The organism is Rhodanobacteraceae bacterium (genome assembly GCA_016713135.1).
GTDB lineage: Bacteria > Pseudomonadota > Gammaproteobacteria > Xanthomonadales > SZUA-5 > JADKFD01.
The window spans coordinates 364,675-381,752 of the sequence record JADJPR010000022.1; the positions used below are offsets into that span (position 1 = coordinate 364,675).

At 67.3% G+C, this 17,078-nt stretch carries 13 protein-coding genes and 5 pseudogenes; 5 read left to right on the forward strand and 13 right to left on the reverse strand.

The features are described from left to right. Positions 1 to 110: 110 nt before the first annotated feature. The 11 genes and pseudogenes from hypF to IPK27_19655 all read right to left on the reverse strand — a co-directional run bounded on the left by hypF (position 111) and on the right by IPK27_19655 (position 10,871). The gene (hypF, locus tag IPK27_19605; protein ID MBK8069743.1) at positions 111 to 2,315 is read right to left on the reverse strand and encodes a carbamoyltransferase HypF; all 2,205 of its coding nucleotides are present in this window, start codon (positions 2,313 to 2,315) and stop codon (positions 111 to 113) included. A gap of 23 nt (positions 2,316 to 2,338) precedes the next feature. Beyond that, entirely contained in the window at positions 2,339 to 3,178 is an 840-nt protein-coding gene (gene hypB / locus IPK27_19610; GenBank protein ID MBK8069744.1) for a hydrogenase nickel incorporation protein HypB, read from the reverse strand. A 70-nt stretch (positions 3,179 to 3,248) separates the two neighbouring features. Next, complete coding sequence (locus IPK27_19615) at positions 3,249 to 4,208, reverse strand: hypothetical protein (protein MBK8069745.1); 960 nt, start codon at positions 4,206 to 4,208, stop codon at positions 3,249 to 3,251. A 20-nt stretch (positions 4,209 to 4,228) separates the two neighbouring features. Next, the gene (gene hypA, locus IPK27_19620; protein MBK8069746.1) at positions 4,229 to 4,570 is read right to left on the reverse strand and encodes a hydrogenase maturation nickel metallochaperone HypA; all 342 of its coding nucleotides are present in this window, start codon (positions 4,568 to 4,570) and stop codon (positions 4,229 to 4,231) included. A gap of 12 nt (positions 4,571 to 4,582) precedes the next feature. Then, positions 4,583 to 5,086: a [NiFe]-hydrogenase assembly chaperone HybE gene (hybE, locus tag IPK27_19625; GenBank protein MBK8069747.1), complete on the reverse strand. Its 504-nt coding sequence runs from the start codon at positions 5,084 to 5,086 to the stop codon at positions 4,583 to 4,585. Then, the gene (locus IPK27_19630; protein MBK8069748.1) at positions 5,083 to 5,319 is read right to left on the reverse strand and encodes a HypC/HybG/HupF family hydrogenase formation chaperone; all 237 of its coding nucleotides are present in this window, start codon (positions 5,317 to 5,319) and stop codon (positions 5,083 to 5,085) included. The genes hybE and IPK27_19630 overlap by 4 nt, the downstream gene beginning before the upstream one ends. Then, positions 5,319 to 5,807, reverse strand: coding sequence for a HyaD/HybD family hydrogenase maturation endopeptidase (locus tag IPK27_19635; protein ID MBK8069749.1), 489 nt, complete (start codon positions 5,805 to 5,807; stop codon positions 5,319 to 5,321). Before IPK27_19635 ends, IPK27_19630 begins: the two co-directional genes overlap by 1 nt. Positions 5,808 to 5,809: 2 nt before the next feature. Continuing rightward, positions 5,810 to 7,517, reverse strand: a pseudogene (locus tag IPK27_19640) (nickel-dependent hydrogenase large subunit). Positions 7,518 to 7,530: 13 nt separating this feature from the next. Beyond that, positions 7,531 to 8,688: a Ni/Fe-hydrogenase cytochrome b subunit gene (gene hybB / locus IPK27_19645; GenBank protein ID MBK8069750.1), complete on the reverse strand. Its 1,158-nt coding sequence runs from the start codon at positions 8,686 to 8,688 to the stop codon at positions 7,531 to 7,533. A 1-nt stretch (position 8,689) separates the two neighbouring features. After that, positions 8,690 to 9,697, reverse strand: a complete 1,008-nt coding sequence (gene hybA, locus IPK27_19650; protein ID MBK8069751.1) for a hydrogenase 2 operon protein HybA — start codon at positions 9,695 to 9,697, stop codon at positions 8,690 to 8,692. A 1-nt stretch (position 9,698) separates the two neighbouring features. Further along, positions 9,699 to 10,871 (reverse strand): hydrogenase small subunit, encoded by a 1,173-nt coding sequence (locus tag IPK27_19655; GenBank protein ID MBK8069752.1) that lies wholly within the window; start codon positions 10,869 to 10,871, stop codon positions 9,699 to 9,701. A 318-nt stretch (positions 10,872 to 11,189) separates the two neighbouring features. Between IPK27_19655 and IPK27_19660 the strand changes: the two genes are divergently transcribed. Continuing rightward, on the forward strand, positions 11,190 to 12,143 hold the full coding sequence (locus IPK27_19660) for a HupE/UreJ family protein (GenBank protein MBK8069753.1): 954 nt from the start codon (positions 11,190 to 11,192) through the stop codon (positions 12,141 to 12,143). Positions 12,144 to 12,194: 51 nt separating this feature from the next. Here IPK27_19660 and IPK27_19665 read toward each other — a convergent pair. Then, a pseudogene (locus tag IPK27_19665) lies at positions 12,195 to 12,647 on the reverse strand (DUF420 domain-containing protein). A 66-nt stretch (positions 12,648 to 12,713) separates the two neighbouring features. On the opposite strand from IPK27_19665, the gene IPK27_19670 reads away from it, so the two are divergent. Then, positions 12,714 to 13,364, forward strand: coding sequence for an SCO family protein (locus tag IPK27_19670; protein ID MBK8069754.1), 651 nt, complete (start codon positions 12,714 to 12,716; stop codon positions 13,362 to 13,364). A 5-nt stretch (positions 13,365 to 13,369) separates the two neighbouring features. On the opposite strand, the pseudogene IPK27_19675 reads toward IPK27_19670, so the two are convergent. Then, a pseudogene (locus IPK27_19675) lies at positions 13,370 to 14,456 on the reverse strand (COX15/CtaA family protein). Between the two features lie 152 nt (positions 14,457 to 14,608). Here IPK27_19675 and IPK27_19680 point away from each other — a divergent pair. From IPK27_19680 to IPK27_19690, 3 genes and pseudogenes are all read left to right on the forward strand, one after another. After that, the gene (locus IPK27_19680; GenBank protein MBK8069755.1) at positions 14,609 to 14,761 is read left to right on the forward strand and encodes a hypothetical protein; all 153 of its coding nucleotides are present in this window, start codon (positions 14,609 to 14,611) and stop codon (positions 14,759 to 14,761) included. A 29-nt stretch (positions 14,762 to 14,790) separates the two neighbouring features. Next, positions 14,791 to 15,331, forward strand: a pseudogene (locus IPK27_19685) (cytochrome C oxidase subunit II). Between the two features lie 12 nt (positions 15,332 to 15,343). Continuing rightward, a pseudogene (locus IPK27_19690) lies at positions 15,344 to 17,046 on the forward strand (cbb3-type cytochrome c oxidase subunit I). Positions 17,047 to 17,078 lie beyond the last annotated feature (32 nt).

Genomic DNA, 17,078 nt, shown 5'->3' on the forward strand with positions numbered 1-17,078 from the left:
GCCAGGAAAGCAGCGAGGGATGCCATCAGCCGTCCAGTCATGCTCAGATTCCGGATCCAGGGTGGACAGCATGGAGCATGCCGCGTGTGCGCCATGCATCTGGCTGCGCGTCAGCGGAGGCCGCGCGCCACCCACACCTGCCCCAGGCTGATCGCGCCGTCGTTCGGCGGCAGCAGGCGGGGCAGCAAGGGCTTCAGTCCCTGCGCACGCAACCCCGATACCAGGTTCTCGGCCAGCACCCGGTTCAGCAGGCAACCGCCGCCCAGAGCCACCGTGTCCAGCCCCTGCGCGCGCGCCGCCGTGCCGACCCATTCGGCCAGTGCTGCCGCCAGCGTGCCGTGGAACAAGTTGGCGCCGTCGACCGGGCTGATCCCGGGTTGCGCGAGTGCAGCCAGCAACGGCGTGGGATCGAGTACGCCATTCTCGATGCGCCAGCCGCCCGCGAGCACGCGCGGCGCGTCGACCAGCCCTTCCAGTGCCATCGGCGCCTGTCCCTCATGGCTGGAATGCCAGTGCAGCCCGAGCAGGCCGCAGGCGGCATCGAACCAGCGTCCGGCGCTGGTGGTGAGTGGTGCCAGGCCGCGGTCGAGCACTTGGCGCACTGCCGGCGCCAGGCTTTCCGCGCCGAATCGCGCCGGGATCTGCTCGCCCTGCCCGGCCAAGTGCAGCGCCGCCGCGGCGCACCGCCAGGTCTCGCGCGCGCAGCGGTCGCCGCCCGGCAGCGGCAACGGTCGCAGGTGGCCGATGCGCTCACAACGTGCGCCATCCACGCGCAGCAACTCGCCGCCCCAGGCGCCCCCGTCGTCGCCCATCCCATAGCCATCCAGCGCCACGCCGAGCACGCCGTGGTGCACCGCATGCTCGGCGAGTACCGCCGCGATATGCGCATGGTGGTGCTGCACCCGGGTCAGCGGCAGGCCGCTGGCGCGCGCCAGCTCGCTGCTGGCGAAATCCGGGTGCAGATCGCAGACCACACGTTCCGGGCGCACGGCGAGGATGCGCGACAGCTGCCTCGCGGTTTCCTGCAGGAAGCGGCGGGCCTCGGGATTGTCGAGATCGCCAACATGCTGCGACACGAAGGCCTGGCGTCCACGCGTGATGCAAAGCGTGTTCTTGAGGTAAGCGCCGACGCCCAGCAGCGGCGGCCCGTCGCTGCCCAGGTCGATCGGCTCCGGCACGTAGCCGCGCGCGCGGCGGATGAAGGCCGGCGCGCCGTCGACCAGGTGCATCACCGAGTCGTCGCAGCGCACCAGGATCGGGCGGTCGTGGCCGACGATACGATCGGCGATGCCCGCGAGGCGTTCGCGCGCGGCCTCGTCGGTGTGCACCAGCGGTTCGCCGTGCGGATTGGCGCTGGTCATCACCAGCGCCAGCGGCCAAGGCTGGCGCAACCAGTCGTCGCCCGCCGGCTCGCCGGCCGCCGCATGACACAGCAGCCAGTGGATCGGCGTGTACGGCAGCATCACGCCGACGCTCGGCAGATCCTGGGAGACCGACGGCGCAAGGCCATGGCTGGCCTGCGCGCGCAGCACCACAATCGGGCGTTCGCGCGATTGCAGCAGGCGTGCCGCGGTGTCGTCGACCTGCGCCACCCGGCGCGCCGATGCGAGATTGCTGACCATCACCGCCAGCGGCTTGGCTTCGCGCTGCTTGCGCGCGCGCAGCCGCGCAACGGCCGCCTCGTTGCGCGCATCACAGACCAGGTGGAAGCCGCCGAGTCCCTTGAGCGCGACGATCTCGCCGGCGGCCAGCCAGGCCATGATCTCGCGCGGATCGGCGTCGAGCCGCGGCCCGCACGCGCTGCAAGCGGTGGACTCGGCGTGGAAGCGACGGTTGCCGGGATCACGGTACTCGCGCTCACAATCGGGGCACAGCGGGAATCCTGCCAACGCGGTCTGCGGCCGGTCGTATGGGAGAGAGGCGCAGATCGTGAAGCGCGGTCCGCAGTGGGTGCAGGTGATGAAGGGATAATGAAAGCGCCGGTCGGCGGGATCGAGGAGTTCGCCCAGGCAGTCGGTGCAGACGCCGACATCCGGGCCGATGCTGGTGCTGAGCGCCCCACCCGCCGGACTGTCGACGATCCGGAAGCCGTCCTCCCGGTCCACCGTCTCGATCGCGCCCACCTCGATCGAATCGATGCGCGCCAGCGACGGCGGATCTCCGGTGAGTGCCGCGGCCAGTTCCTCGCTGCGCGGCCCCTGGACCTCGATCAGGACGCCCTGCGCATCGTTGCGCACCCAGCCGACCAGCCCCAGGCGGTGCGCCAGCGCGTGCACGCTGGGCCGCAAGCCGACGCCCTGCACCCGGCCGCGCACGCGGATGCGCAGGCGCGGCACGCTCAGGCCCGCAATGCGCTGCGGGCGGAATCGATCCAGTCCGACCAGGCGTCAAGACCCTCGCCGCTGCGCGCCGACGTCCGGATCACCTCGATGTCGGGCTGCACCCGCCGCGCATTGGCGATCAGCAAGTCGACATCGAAATCGAGATGCGGCAGGAGGTCGCACTTGGACACCAGCATCAGGCGCGAAGCCGCGAAAATGTTGGGGTACTTGAGCGGCTTGTCCTCGCCCTCGGTGACCGATGCCAGCACCACCTTGTGCGCCTCGCCGAGGTCGAAGCCCGCTGGGCACACCAGGTTGCCGACGTTTTCGATGAAGACTACGCCGCCATCGACTGCCGGCAGTCGCTCCAGCGCACGCGCGACCATCGACGCATCCAGGTGGCAGCCCTTGCCGGTGTTGACCTGGATCGCCGGGACTCCGGTGGCGCGGATACGCTCGGCATCGTGACTGGTCTGCTGGTCGCCCTCGATCACGCCGAGCGGCATCCCGCCGCGCGCCCGCATGGCCTGCAGCGTGCGCACCAGCAGGCTGGTCTTGCCCGACCCGGGGCTGGACACCAGGTTCAGTGCGAGCACCTGATGGGCGCTGAAGTGAGCGCGATTGCGCTGCGCCCATGCGGCGTTCTTCGACAACAGGTCCGCCTCGATGCGCACCAAGCGCGATTCGCTGATACCGGGCGCCGACAGTCCGGAGGCGCTTGCCGCGATCAGTCCGCGATCCACCGCCGCTTCCTCGGGGGCCACCAGTTCCAGCGGCTCCGTGGGAGCGCGATGCTTCCAGACCAGCCCGGCATGGATGCTCACCTCGCCCTTGCCGCAACCGCACACGGTGCACATCGCCGGATCTCCCGCAGCCACGCGATGGGCGCCAGCTTAGCGCGACGCCGGCCGGTGGAAATGAGCAGGATCAACCTGCGGTGTCGGCAGAACGTAACTCGACGGCCACGCAGGGATCGAACGCGGCGATGATCCAGCGCACGGCGCGCAGCGGATCGCGCGCCTGGCGCAAGTGCGCCAGCAGCTGCACCGCCGGACCGCCGGGCGCAAATTGGCGATCCGTCGGCGCCTCGACCTGGCAACCCACCCAACGGCCTCCAGCCAGCGTCACGCGGTACTCCAGGGGTCCGCGCGCGGTCTGCACGCTGCCTTGCCCGGTGCCGGCCCATTGCCGGTTGAGATCCGCTGCGGCGGGCGATGGCAGCAAGACTGCGCTGGACTGCAAGCGTGCCGCCAGGATTCCAAGGCCCGCGCGCGTGCCGTTCGCCAGTTCCTCGAAGCTTCGCTGCAACCAGCCGCGCCACAGCGCTCCGGCGCCGGCGAGCGCCTGGTCGATGCCGCCCTGCACACGTTCGCCCGCCCGCAAGGACTGCAGGCCGGACTGCAGCTCCGCCAGATGTTCGCGCGCCTGCTGCAGGGCAGGCAGGTCGGGAGACAGTCGTCCACCGCCGGGGCGGCACCAGTCGCCATCCGGATAACTGGCTCGGGCGATTTGCGCGACCAGCTTGCGCGCCGCCGCCACCGGCGCCGGCTCCATCGGGAGCGCCAGCAGTTGCATCCAGTCGATGCACTCGCGCCAGATGTGCGCGGCCACCGCATCGGCGATTGCCAGCGTGGCGCGCGCAGCGACGTGCGCAGGATCGGGCACGATCCCGGCGGCGTTCTCCACCGCCTCCAGGGCCGCCAGCGCATGCGCGCTGCCGCACAACGGAAACAGCTTCGGCAACAGCCGCAGGCAGTCGTCTGGCGTGCGGCCCTCGAGCCCATTCAGGATTCGCAACGGGCGCTGCAACTGCAGGTCGACGCCGTCCACCCTGCACCCGTCGGCGCGCACGCGCGCGATCAGCACACCGCTGTCGGCTGCCACCATCCCAAGGGCGCCCGCCGTGCTCAAGCGACCTCCATGGCGCTCAGGCGCAACTGCTCGCCGTCGTCGATCCGCAGCGCTGACCCGCCACACTCCGGGCAGGCGTCCTGGCGGCTGGTGATGGCAACGCCATGGCCGCAGTCGAAGCACCAGGCGCGGCCGGGAATGATCTCGATGTCCAGGTGTGCGCCTTCCGCCGGCCCGCCGCGTGCGGCGCAGTCGAAACAGAAAACCAGTGCGGCCGGCTCCACCTGCCCGAGAGCGCCGATCGCCAGTTGCACGCGCAGCACTCGTGTCGCGCCTTCAGCCTGAAGGTGCTCGGTGAGCAGGTCGACCAGCGACAGGCAGAGCGACATCTCGTGCATGGCAGCCCTGGCCTAAGTCTCGGCGCGATCGGGGACCACCGGCGCCATCGGGCGCCATCCTGCAAGGAACGCACGCCGACCCGGGCTGTCCACGCGCGGCACCGCCGGCTTCGCGGCGAGCACCTGCGCCAGCACCCCCCGTGCCTCGTTGCAGGCATGCGCCTGCGAGCCGAAGGCGTGCATCGGCGAATGCAGCGAGTGCGCCCAGTAGGCGCCGATGCCCTCGTCCCCACCGTAGACGAATCGCCGGGAGCCACCCGGCAGCGGAATGCCCCGCGCCTGGCCGAAACGCGTCGGATCCACCGGTGCCTGCTCCAGTGGCAGCAGCATCAGGTTCATGAACCAGGGCGTGACCAGCACGCCGATCAGGTCCGACTCGTCGAAGTGCGTGAACCCGCAGGCTTCCACCGACAATTGCGCGTTGTAGAACGGCAGCTCGCGCATCCGGGTATCCCCGATCTCGCGGAAATGCACCGCAAGCGCGCAGACCCGGAGGTCACTGGCGTGGTTGTTCATCGCGCTTCCTCCATCAAGACCTGCAGGCGGGCGTAGAGCTCGAGCATCTCGCATGCCTCCGCAGGTGTCAGTTTCGCCAGCGCGTGACGTTGCGCCTGCACCGCCAGGTAGTCGCCCACGTTCACGGGCTCATCCAGCAGGTGCAGCAAGACCGGCAATTGCGTGCCGCCGCGCTCGACCACGGCATGCCCCGGACCCAGTGCGACCACCTGCATGGGCACGCTCAGGCACATCAGGCCACCTCCAGCGCCGGCACGGCGGCGACGCCCAGCCGCCGCAGGCGCGCGAGCACGCACTCCAGCGCTGCCTCGCAAGCGCGCTCGCCGATGGGTGTCAGCTCCGTGCCGAGTTCGATCCCGGCAGGTTCGACCGCCACCAGCGAAAGTCCCGCGGGCAAGGCATCCATCAGCGCGGCCGCGGCGAGCAGGTCCGACAGGCCGATCTGGTGCGGCGAGATGCGTTGCTGGAAGAAAGCGGGCACCGCGGCGCCCTGAAACTCGTGGATTTCGCCGGGTGGACCGTCGAGCCGCGCGCAATCGACGATCAGCAGGTGCTCGCAGGCGGCCACGTCGTCGAGCAACACCATCCCCGAGGTGCCGCCGTCGAGCACCTGCACCTGCGCCGGCAGGCGCCAGCGGGCCTGCAGGCGTTGCACGACATGCACGCCGATGCCCTCGTCCTGGAGCAGGATGTTGCCGATGCCGAGCACCAGGATGTCCACCTTCAGAAGGCCTTGACTGAAACGATCGGGCGTCGCTGCGGATCGCTCATGTGGATCGCGCAGGCGATGCACGGATCGAAGCTGTGCACCGTGCGCAGTACCTCCAGCGGCAGCTCCGGATCCGCCACCGGATTGTCCAGCAGCGCTGCTTCGTAAGGCCCCGGGCGATCCTGGTCGTCGCGCGGGCCGGCGTTCCAGGTCGACGGAACCACGGCCTGGTAATTGCGGATCTTGCCGTCCTCGATCACCACCCAGTGCGAGAGCACGCCACGCGGCGCCTCGTGGAAGCCAAATCCACGGATCTCGCCCTTGGGGAACACAGGCCGGTTCCAGGTGTCGAAATCGCGCTTGGCGATGTTCGCCATCAGCAGCTTCCACTGGTTGACCAGGCTGTCGTGCAGCACCGCGCAGCGCACCGCCCGCGCAGCGATGCGACCGATGGTGGAATGCAGCGCGGACAGCGGGATCTGCGCGCCGGCGACCGCACTGGCCTGCGCCAGCAACTTGTCCAGATGGCGCTTGGTCGACGCGTGGCCGGCCGCTGCCATCGCCAGCACATTGGCCAGCGGGCCCACCTGCACGCGTTCGCCGTGGAAGGTCGGCGCCTTGATCCAGGAGTATTTGCCGTCCTCCTGGAAGTCGGTGTAGTTGGGCTCGGTCTGGCCTTCCCAGGGATGCAGCGAAGGCTGGTCGCCCGCGTAGCGATACCAGGAATGCCCGACTTCCTCCTTCACGCCGTCGCGGAAGAAGGCATCCTGGTAGTCATCGATGGCGCGGAACTTCGCGAGGTCGCCGTCCGGGATGTAGCCTCCTGGCAGTTCGAACTGCGTCCCCATCTCGTCGAGCGGCAGGTCCGGTGCCGACAGATAGTGCGTGATGCCCTTGCCATAGCCGGTCCAGTCCGCGTACAGCGCACCCACCGCGGCGACGTCCGCCATCATCGCGTTGTGCACGAAGTCGCCGAGTTCGTCGATCAGCGCCTTGACTGCGTGAAGGCGCTCCAGCGTCAGCGTCGACTGGCTGTCGGGGTTGATCGCATTGGAGACGCCGCCGACCGCGAGATTCTGGATGTGCGGCGTCTTCGCGCCGAGGATGGAGACGATCCGGTTGGCGCTGCGCTGCACTTCCAGCGCCTGCAGATAGTGCGCGGCCGCCATCAGGTTGGCATCCGGCGGCAGTTTCATCGCCGGGTGCCCCCAGTAGCCGGAGGCGTACACCCCGAGTTGGCCGCTGGCGACGAAGGTGCCCAGTCGATCGCGCGCCGCCTGCATCTGTTGCACCGAGTTGCCCTTGTAGTCCGACAGCGACTGCGCCAGCGTTGCCGCGCCGCCTCGGATCGCCCTGCAGCGAGGACACGATGTCCACCCAGTCCAGCGCCGCCAGGTGGTAGAAGTGCACCAGGTGATCGTGGATGCCGTGCGCGCTGATGATCATGTTGCGGATGTACTGCGCGTTCAGCGGCACCGGCAGCTGCAGCGCGTTCTCCACCGCCCGCACCGAGGCCAGCGCGTGCACCGTGGTGCACACGCCGCAGATCCGCTGGGCGTAGACCCAGGCATCGCGCGGATCGCGCCCGCGCAGGATCAGCTCGATGCCGCGCCACATCTGGCCGGAGGACCAGGCCTTGGTCACGCGGCCGCCGTCCACCTCGACATCGACCCGCAGATGACCTTCGATGCGGGTGATGGGATCGATCACGACACGGGTCATGGGAGACTCCTGATCAGGCGTGCGCGGGCTGCCGCACCGGGGCGTGCAGGACTGGGAAGAGCTTGATGACGACCAGGTAACCGAGGATCTCGAAGGCGATCATGCCCAGCGTGACCAGGATCTCCTGCACCGACGGGAAGTACGTATAGCCGGCGACCGCCGGCGTGTAGCCGACCAGATAGGCGTTGAAGCGATAGACGATCGCGAACAGCAGCAGCGCCAGCGCGGCCAGGAAGGTCCAGACCTCATCGCGCCGCGCCGCGGGCGACAGGAATCCCACCGCAGCGAACAGCGCCAGCGCATTCTCGGACCAGAAGCTCGCCGCCAGCGGCGTCAGTTCCAGCGCGTCGCCAAGCGCGTCGCGCCACAGCAGGTCGGCCCAGCGCAGCAGCAGCCAGCCGGCCAGCAGCCAACCGATGACGCTCGACAGCCGTGCCAGCATGTGATGCTCCGACGCCAGGCGGAAGCTCTTGGTGACCACCGTGGCCTCGAACACCACCAGCGCATAGCCCATCGCCAGCACCGAGCTGACGAACAGCAGCGGCAGCCACGGCGTCAGGTACAAGGGCGACAGCTTGTGCCCGACCACCAGCAGGATCGACCCAAGCGAAGACTGGTGCATGAATGGCAGCAGGATGCCGATCGAGATGACCAGCCACATGACGCGGGCGATGCGCTGGCGCCATTTCTCGAGACCGAAGCGCTCCAGCACCATCGGCGAGTTTTCGACGAACAGCAGCAGGGTGTACGCACTGACGCACAGGCCGGTCTCCAGCATCACCGAGCTGAAATTCCAGTGCCACGGCAGCAGCAGGTTGTAGAACTGCCACCAGCGGCCCATGTCGATGATCGCGGCGGAGCCTGCCAGCACGTACCCGAAAAGGCTGCTGACCAAGGCGGGCCGCATCAACGGGTGGTAGCGACCCTGGTTGAACACGTAAATCAGCATGGCCATGGCAAAGCCGCCGCAGCCGAGCGAACTGCCGATGATCAGGTCCCAGGTCACCCACAGGCCCCAGGGATACCCCGCACTCAGGTTGCTGACGTCGCCCAGGCCGTAGATGAAGCGCTTCAGCAGCACGATGCCCGCAATCGAGGCCAGCAACCCGAGCACCAGGCTGAAAGGCGTGAACAGCGAAACCCCACGCAGCCGCTGCGGATGACCGGACATCTCAGTGCTCCTCGTGGTCCTGCGCGTCGATGCCGGGCTTGTTGCGTCGAACGACCCAAGCCAACCCGAACAGCGCCACCGCAGGCGCCAGCAAGTAGTTGTAAAGTTTGTGCTGCAAACCCTCGACGAAGCGCACCGGCGCGTCCGGCCCGAGCGTGGGCAGGCCGAGTTTCTCGAAGGGCACGGCGCTCAGGTAACGCACCTGGGTGCCGCCGACCTCGGTCTGGCCATAGACATGCTTCTGGTAGAGCGCAATCGCCGCCTCGTGCATCGGCCGGTCGCCGCGGATATCGCCGCGCGGGAACTGATGCAGGGTGCCAGGCTCCGCGGCCAGGCGTTGTTCGGCCTCTGCCTGCAGATCGGCCACCGGGCCAAACAGCGAAGCACCCGTCGGACACACGTCGCAGCATGCCGGAATGCCTCCCTGCGCCTGCAAGTGCGCGCACATCTGGCATTTGTTGATCTGCCCGAAAGGTTTGCCCAGATCGAACTGCGGCACGCCGAAAGGACAGCCGTAAGAGCAGTAGCGGCATCCCAGGCAGGCATCGGCGTCGTGGGTCACGATGCCTGTGACCGGATCCTTGATCATCGCGCCGACCGGGCACACCGAGACGCAACTGGCATCCACACAATGCAGGCAGTTGCGCTTGACGAAGGCAAAACCGTCGGTTGCACGATCCTTCACCGAGGCATCGCCGTCGCGATAGACCTTGATGACATTGAGGGTGACGCCATCGAGGTCCTCGGCCAGCGCCCAGGTGTTCGCGGCGTTCCAGTCGGCCAGCGGCGCTGGCGTCGCGCCCGATTCGACTCCGTTGGCGGCGCGGCAGGCCGACACGCAGGCCTGGCAGCCGATGCACAGGGTCGAATCGAACAGCATGCCGAGCGCCCCTTCGGGCATTGCCTTGGGTTCCCGCGAGAGCGCCTGCGCAGGCGTCGATGCCAGGCACGCCGCCGTCGCCGCTCCGGCGCCCGCGCCGGTGAGGAACTGTCGCCGAGAGAGTGTCATGTCACACCTCCCGCCCGGACTTCTTCTCCGCCTTGTCGCGCTCTTCCGCCATGTTTCGGGTGAACATCGCGCCGGCCCCGAGCGCCACGCCGATCACGCCACCCACCAGCGCCGCGGCGCCGGGGCTTGCGCCCTGTCCGCGTGCGCCGTCGACCGACGGATACAGCGATGGCGGCGTCTGCGACACCAAGTCGGCCAGCGCATGGATCGGCTTGCTGAAACCGACACCCTTCTCGGTGCAGCCAAAGCAGGGTGCGCCGATGCCGACCGGCCAGTTGCCCTCCCCCACGTCGCCGAAGCCGATCGCCGGGCAGTTCGCATGCGTCTCGGGCCCCTTGCAGCCGATCTTGTACAAGCAGAAGCCCTGGCGGTGCCCGGCGTCGCCGAATTCGAGCGCGAAGCGCCCGGCGTCGAAATGCGGCCGGCGCTCGCAGTTCTCATGGATCAGGCGGCCGTATGCGAACTTCGGCCGGTTGTGTGCATCCAGCGCCGGCGCTTCGCCGAAGGTCAGGAGGTGCAGCACGGTCGACAGGAAGTTGTAGGGATTGGGCGGACATCCCGGGATGTTGATCACCGTCTTGCCGGGGATCACCTCCTGCGTCCCCACCGCGCCGGTCGGGTTCGGATGCGCCGACTGCACGCCGCCCCAAGCCGCGCAGGAACCGATCGCAATCACTGCCGCAGCGCCCGCCGCCGCCTCGCGCACCAGTTCCACCTGAGTGCGGCCGCCGACCTTGCAGTAGATGCCACCCTCGGCCATCGGCGTGCCGCCTTCGGTGACCAGGATGTACTTGCCGCGGTATTCCTCCATCACCTTGTGCTTGTGATCGAGCGCCTGCTTGCCGGCGCCCACGCACAGAGTGTCGTGGTAGTCCAGCGAGATGACGTCGAGCAGCAGGGACTCCAGCGTCGGGTGGTAGGCGCGCAGCAAGGTCTCTGTGCAGCCGGTGCACTCCTGGCCGTGCAGCCAGATCACAGGGGGACGCATCGGATTCTCGGCCGCGAGCGCCATGCGCACACCCGCCGCCTGGCTCAATCCCATCGTGGCCGCCACGCCCGCACAGAACTTGAGCATCTGCCGTCGCGTCAAGCCGCCGAGCAGGCTGATCGGGAGATCCGCCTGTGGGTCCAGCAGCCCTGCGAACGAATCCTGCCGTTCCACGTCGATGCTCATGGCGCCACTCCCCGACCGAAGCTGCCCCGGGGCATGCGAGCCGGGGACGACCGCAACATTGCGAGACATCGTGGGCGCGCTGCAGGCGGCCGCATTGATCCCAATCAAACCCGCGGACTTTGACGAATGTCATGGCGCACCCCGGCTTTAGGGTGGTCAATGACGCGCATGGCCGGCATTCGCGTCGAGTCGGGAGGTGTACCGTGGCCAGCGCATCCAGGGTGGTGATGCTCGCGGCGGCGATCGCTGCTGTGACTGGCGCCGCGTGGCTGGCGGTCGTCGATCGCGCGCCCGAGGCAGACACCCTGCGCCGGGTCGATGGCCTGCGCTACAACACCGTGTCACCGTCGGAACATGGCGCGCTGGCGCCGTGCGCGGTCTGCCATCGACTCAGCGCCGCGGGCGCCGAGGGCCCGACGCCCTCGCTGCGGAACATCATCGGCAGCGCCAAAGGCGCTTCGCGCTGGTTTGGTTATTCGCCTGCGCTGGCCACGGCCGGCGGGACATGGACCGCGGAGGAGATCGATGATTATCTCGCCGACCCGGTGGCCTTCCTCCCCGGTACCAGCAAGACCCTGTCGCAGGTACGCGACCCCGAAGAGCGCCGGCGCATCGTCGATGCCCTGCGTGAGCTCACCCCATGAAAGAGGCTTGATCACCATGTCCGCGACGACTGGATTCTCGATGAAGCGCGTGCTGACCGCCCTGTTGCTGGGAGCCACTGCACTGCCCGCGCCGCTACTTGCGCATGCTGGCCCCGGCACCCACGACGGGTTCCTGGCGGGGATGCTGCACCCGGTGGCAGGCCTGGACCATGTCCTGGTGATGCTCGGCGTCGGTGTCCTCGGCGTCGCGGTTGGCGGCCGAGCCCGCTGGTCGCTGCCGCTGGTGTTCGTCGCGAGCATGGCCTTGGCAACGCTGGCGGGCATTTCCGGACTGGCCGGTTCGCAGCCAGCCGAGCATCTGATCGCCATCAGTGTGTTGGCCATCGGCGTGCCGCTCGCCCTGGCAACACGTTTGTCGCTGCCGGCCGCAGCGCTGCTGGTCGCCCTGTGCGCCGTGGTACACGGACACGCCCATGGTGTCGAAGCCGCGGCTGGTGTCGCCGTTGGGTCCTATCTCGCCGGCATGCTGATCGCGACTTCGCTCCTGCACGCAAGTGGTGTACTGATCGCCGCGGGCCTGCGCCGGCCGATCCTCGCCGGAGTGCAGCCGATCCGCTTGCTGGGAGTCGCGATGGTGGTCGCCGGCATGGTGCTCACGATCACCTGAGGACTGAGCCCGTCGCCGAAAGTGGCGGCTCAGGCCCAGTCGGGGGGGGGAGTAGAGAAGCAGATACACCGCAAGTCCGGACGTCGAGACATACATCCACAGCGGCCAGGTCCAGCGCGCCAGGGCACGGTGGCTCGCGACCCGTTGCCGCAAGCCGCGCGCCGCCGTCATCGCGATCAGCGGCAAGGACATCGCCGCGAGCGTCACATGGCTGATGAGCAGGGTGTAGTAGACCGGACGGATCCAGCCCTGGCCGCGGAAGCGGAAGATCGGCGCGCCGTAGTGGTAGGCGATGTACGAGACCAGGAACAGGGCCGAGACCGCAAGCGCGGCGAGCATCGTGCGCCGGTGCGCTTCGACCTGCTTCGCCTTGATCTGCCTGCGCGCCAGCAGCAACAGGACCGCACTCAGGCCATTCAGGCTCGCGTTCAGGTGCGGCAGCCAGCTGACGTAGTCCACTTGGGTTCCGCGTTGCGCCAGGATGGCCGCAAGCTCGCAGGACATCGCAGCCGAAGCATTGATGGCAGTCAAGCACCCGGCTGACCGCCGTCAAGGCAGCGGATCCACTCGATGCCTACGCTGGAATCCATGAAGCCCGCTCGACATGCGCTGATCCTCACGGCCGCTGCCGCATTGGCCCTGCTCTGGCTGGGCCGTGCCAACCAGGACAGCGACCTTTGGGAACAGGCACCGGCCGAGGTTCAGGCCGTCCTGTGGCCGGTGCCGCGACCGGTCGCCGGGTTCAACCTGGTGGACCAGCACGGCCAGTCGTTTGCCGCCGAAGACCTGCGCGGACACTGGAGCCTGATGTACTTCGGTTACCTGCAGTGCCCGGATGTCTGTCCCACCACCCTGCAGGCACTGCGCGGTGTCCAGCGCTTGCAAGCCACTCAACCAGATGCGCGCGTCACCCGGCATGTCTTCGTCAGTGTCGATCCCGCCAACGACAGCCCGGAACGGATCGCTGCCTACCTCGGATACTTTGGCGATGCCTTCACCGGCCTCGCCGGCAATCCGGCGGAACTGCAGAAGCTCACCGACTCGCTCGGCGTGATCCACGCCGAGCATGTGGACCAGGCCGGTGTGCGCAGCATCGACCACACCACCGCGATCATCGTGGTGGATCCTGAAGGCAGGGGTGTGGGTGCCCTGACCGCGCCGCACGACCCTGCATCCATGCTGCAGCGGCTGCGCGCACTGCAGGAGTACCTCTCGCGCTGAGCGAGTCAGACCGCCGGCCGGCCGCCCCGGCTGAGCAGCCACAGCACGGCGCTCAGCAGCACCACCGCCCCGCCCTGGTGCAAGGTGCCCAGCCAGACCGGCACGTGCAGCAGCAGCGTCGCGATCCCGAGGCTCACCTGGAGCAGCACGGCGAGCAGCAGCCAGTGGGCGGCACGACGCTGCTGCGCGTCCAGCACCGGGCTGCGTCGCCATACCCACCATATGCCGGCGACGATGCCGAGCGCGCCGAGCGCCAGCACGCGGTGCACGAACTGCACCGTCACCGGGTTCTCGAGGAAGTTCAGCCACCAGGGATCGAAGGTCCACATGCCCGGTGGGACCAGGTGCGTGCCCATCAGCGGGAAAGTGTTGTAGATCAGCCCGGCGCGCATGCCCGCCACGAAGGCACCGAACACGATGGTCACGGCCAACCAGCCCAGCAGGATCTTCGGGGTGCGCCCGAGCGCTTGGGCGGTCGGCGCGACCGGCCACAAGGTGCGCACCGCGAGCCAGAACATCGAGGCATAGATCAGCAGCGCAAGAGACAGATGCGCCGCCAGGCGGTAGTGGCTGACTCGCGGAATGTCGACCAGCCCGCTCTTGACCATGAACCAGCCCATGTAGCCCTGCGCCGCGCCGAGCGCCAGGATGCCGACCAGCGGCCAGCGCAACTGCGGCGGAATCGCCCGGCGTAGCCAGAACCACAGCAGCGGCAGCGCGAACATCAGCCCGAGCACGCGCGCCAGCAACCGGTGGCCGTATTCGTACCAGAAGATCAGTTTGAAGTCGTCCAGGCTCATGCCCCGGTTGACCTTGGTGTACTGCGGGCTCTGCCGGTACTTTTCGAATTCCGCCTGCCAGGCCTCGTCGCCCATCGGTGGCAGCACCCCGGTCACCGGGCGCCAGTCAACGATCGACAGGCCCCGACTCGGTCAGGCGCGTGGCGCCACCGAGCATCACCAGGGCCAGCAGCGTCGCGCAGCACACGATCAACCAGATGCCGATCGCCCGCTCCTGCGCGCGCTCCACGTCAGCATGCCCATCACCATCGTCGCCACGATCCACTCCGGAAACCCCGCCGGATACCAGCATCGCCCCGGCCACGCAAGCTGTCATCCGTGAAGGCCGGCGATCTGGCGCACGGTTGACCTGTGTCAATTACACGCGGGTACCCGCGGGCAGCAAATACGGGCCGATTGTCGGCCGTTGCCGGCATGCACCTACACCCTTGGGGAGGCGACCCGATGAGCGATAACGACGAAAACGAAAAGGTGCCGATGATGCAGCAGTTGCTGGATAACCCGTTCCTGCTGCTGTTCCTCGGCGTGCTGGTTCCCATGGTGATCTATACCCTGTGGGGTGTCATCGACATCCTGACCATTCCAGCGGCGAAGTAAACCGATATCCACTACTGGGGAATATATCCATGAGCGCCATTTTACCGCCGGCCGAACGACTCTGGTGGAAACATCCGCTGGACCGGGTCGAAGGCACCTGGATCGCGATTGCATTCGTCTGGTGCATGATCATGTTCTTCATGATGATCTACTGGCACGCATACGGTAAACAGAATCTTTCGACTGAAACCTACAAGACCACGCCGGAAATGTTTGCGGCGAAAGCCCAGAAAATGGTCGACCACTACACGGTGCGCAACGAAACCGACATGCAAACGCCCGTGGTGGCGCCGCCGGCAGGCAGCGATGTCTACCTGATCGCGCGCCTGTGGAACTTCTGGCCGATCCTGGAACTGGAAAAGGACAAGACCTATCGCCTGCACCTGACCTCGATGGATTACAACCATGGATTTCTCGCTGCAGCCGGCCAACATCAATATCCAGATCGTGCCCGGCTACGAGCATGTGATCACGGTCACGCCCAACCAGAGCGGCACCTTCTCGGTGGTATGCAACGAGTTCTGCGGAATCGGCCATCACATGATGGTCGGGCGCATTTACGTCAAGTAACGGAGACCGGCCATGTCCCAGGCAACAACTTACCGGACCTGCCCGCGTTCCGGGCTGCAGTTCGAATCCCAGGCTGAAAAACTGATGATCGCCAACGCCGTGGCGGCGGTGGTGTTCCTGCTGATCGGCGGCATCCTCGCCGTCGGCGTGGTGCTGACGCGCTGGCCGTCGATCCACTGGCTGGAGGCGGACACCTTCTACAAGGTGCTGACCGCGCACGGCATCGACATGCTGATCTTCTGGATCATCTTCTTCGAAATCGCGGTGCTGTATTTCTGCTCATCGACTTTGCTGCGCTGCCGGCTGGCCACGCCCAAAATAGCCTGGCTGGCGTTTGCGCTGATGGTGATCGGCGCGGTGGTCAACAACATCGCCGTCTACCAGGGCGGTTCCAGCGTGATGATGACCAGCTACGTGCCGATGATGGCGGCGCCGAGTTTCTACCTCGGCCTGATCCTGTTTGCGGTGGGTGCCCTGATCGGGTGTTTCGTGTTCCTCGGCACACTGGTCGTCGCCAAGCGCGAGAGGACCTACCAGGGATCCGTGCCGCTGGTGACCTTCGGCGCGATCACGGCCTGCATCATCGCGGTATTCACCATCGTTTCCGGCGCGATCATCCTGATCCCGACCTTCCTGATGTCGGTCGGTGTCATCGAGCACGTCGACGCGCTGATCTACCGCACGATCTGGTGGGCCTTCGGTCACTCGTCGCAGCAGATCAACGTCGCCGCGCACATCTCGATCTGGTACGCGGTGGCGGCGATTGCCTTCGGCGCGAAGCCGATGAGCGAACGCGTCTCGCGCGGCGCCTTCCTGCTCTACATCCTGTTCCTGCAGCTCGCCAGCGCGCACCATCTGCTTGCCGATCCGGGCGTCAGCACCGAGTGGAAGGTCGTCAACACCAGCTATTTCATGTACTTCGCGGTGCTGGCCTCGATGATCCACGGCCTGACCATTCCCGGTGCGATGGAAGTGGCGCAGCGCGCCAAGGGTTACAACAAGGGCCTGTTCGAATGGCTGCGCAAGGCGCCCTGGGGCAATCCGACCTTCTCCGGCGTGTTCATCTCGATCATCGGCTTCGGCTTCCTCGGCGGCATCTCCGGCGTGATGATGGGCACCGAGCAGCTGAACATGATCATCCACAACACGATCTACGTACCGGGCCATTTCCACGCCACTGTGGTGGTCGGCACCACGCTGTCGTTCATGGCGCTGACGTACTTCCTGATCCCGGTGCTGTTCAAGCGTCAGATGATCAACCCGGGCTGGCCAAGTGGCAGCCGTACCTGTTCGGCCTCTCGATGTACTTCTTCTGCCTGGTCATGATGGGCGCCGGCACGCTCGGCGTGTCCCGCCGTCACTGGGACATGGCCTTCAGCGGCAATGCGCTCGCGTATGAATGGCCGGGCGCGGCCTACCTGATGATGGGGCTGGTGGGCATCGCCGGCATCGCGGCCATCGTCGGTGGCGCGATCTACATCTACATCACGGTCGGTTCGTTGCTGTGGGGCAAGAAGCTGGAGAGCGGTGCATCGAGCAAGGAGACCACGCCGATCCCGCTGCAGATCCCGTCCTCGGTCGCGGTGCAAAGCTACGGCTCGATGGGCTTCGCGGCGCCCGGCACCTTCGTGCTGGCGATGGTGTTCCTGGTCTCCTTCGTCCTCTACTACTTCATCAACTGGAAGTATCTGTCGACGCTGTGGGGGCTGAGCTGATAGTCGCGCCGGGCCCGATGCCGAATCGGGCC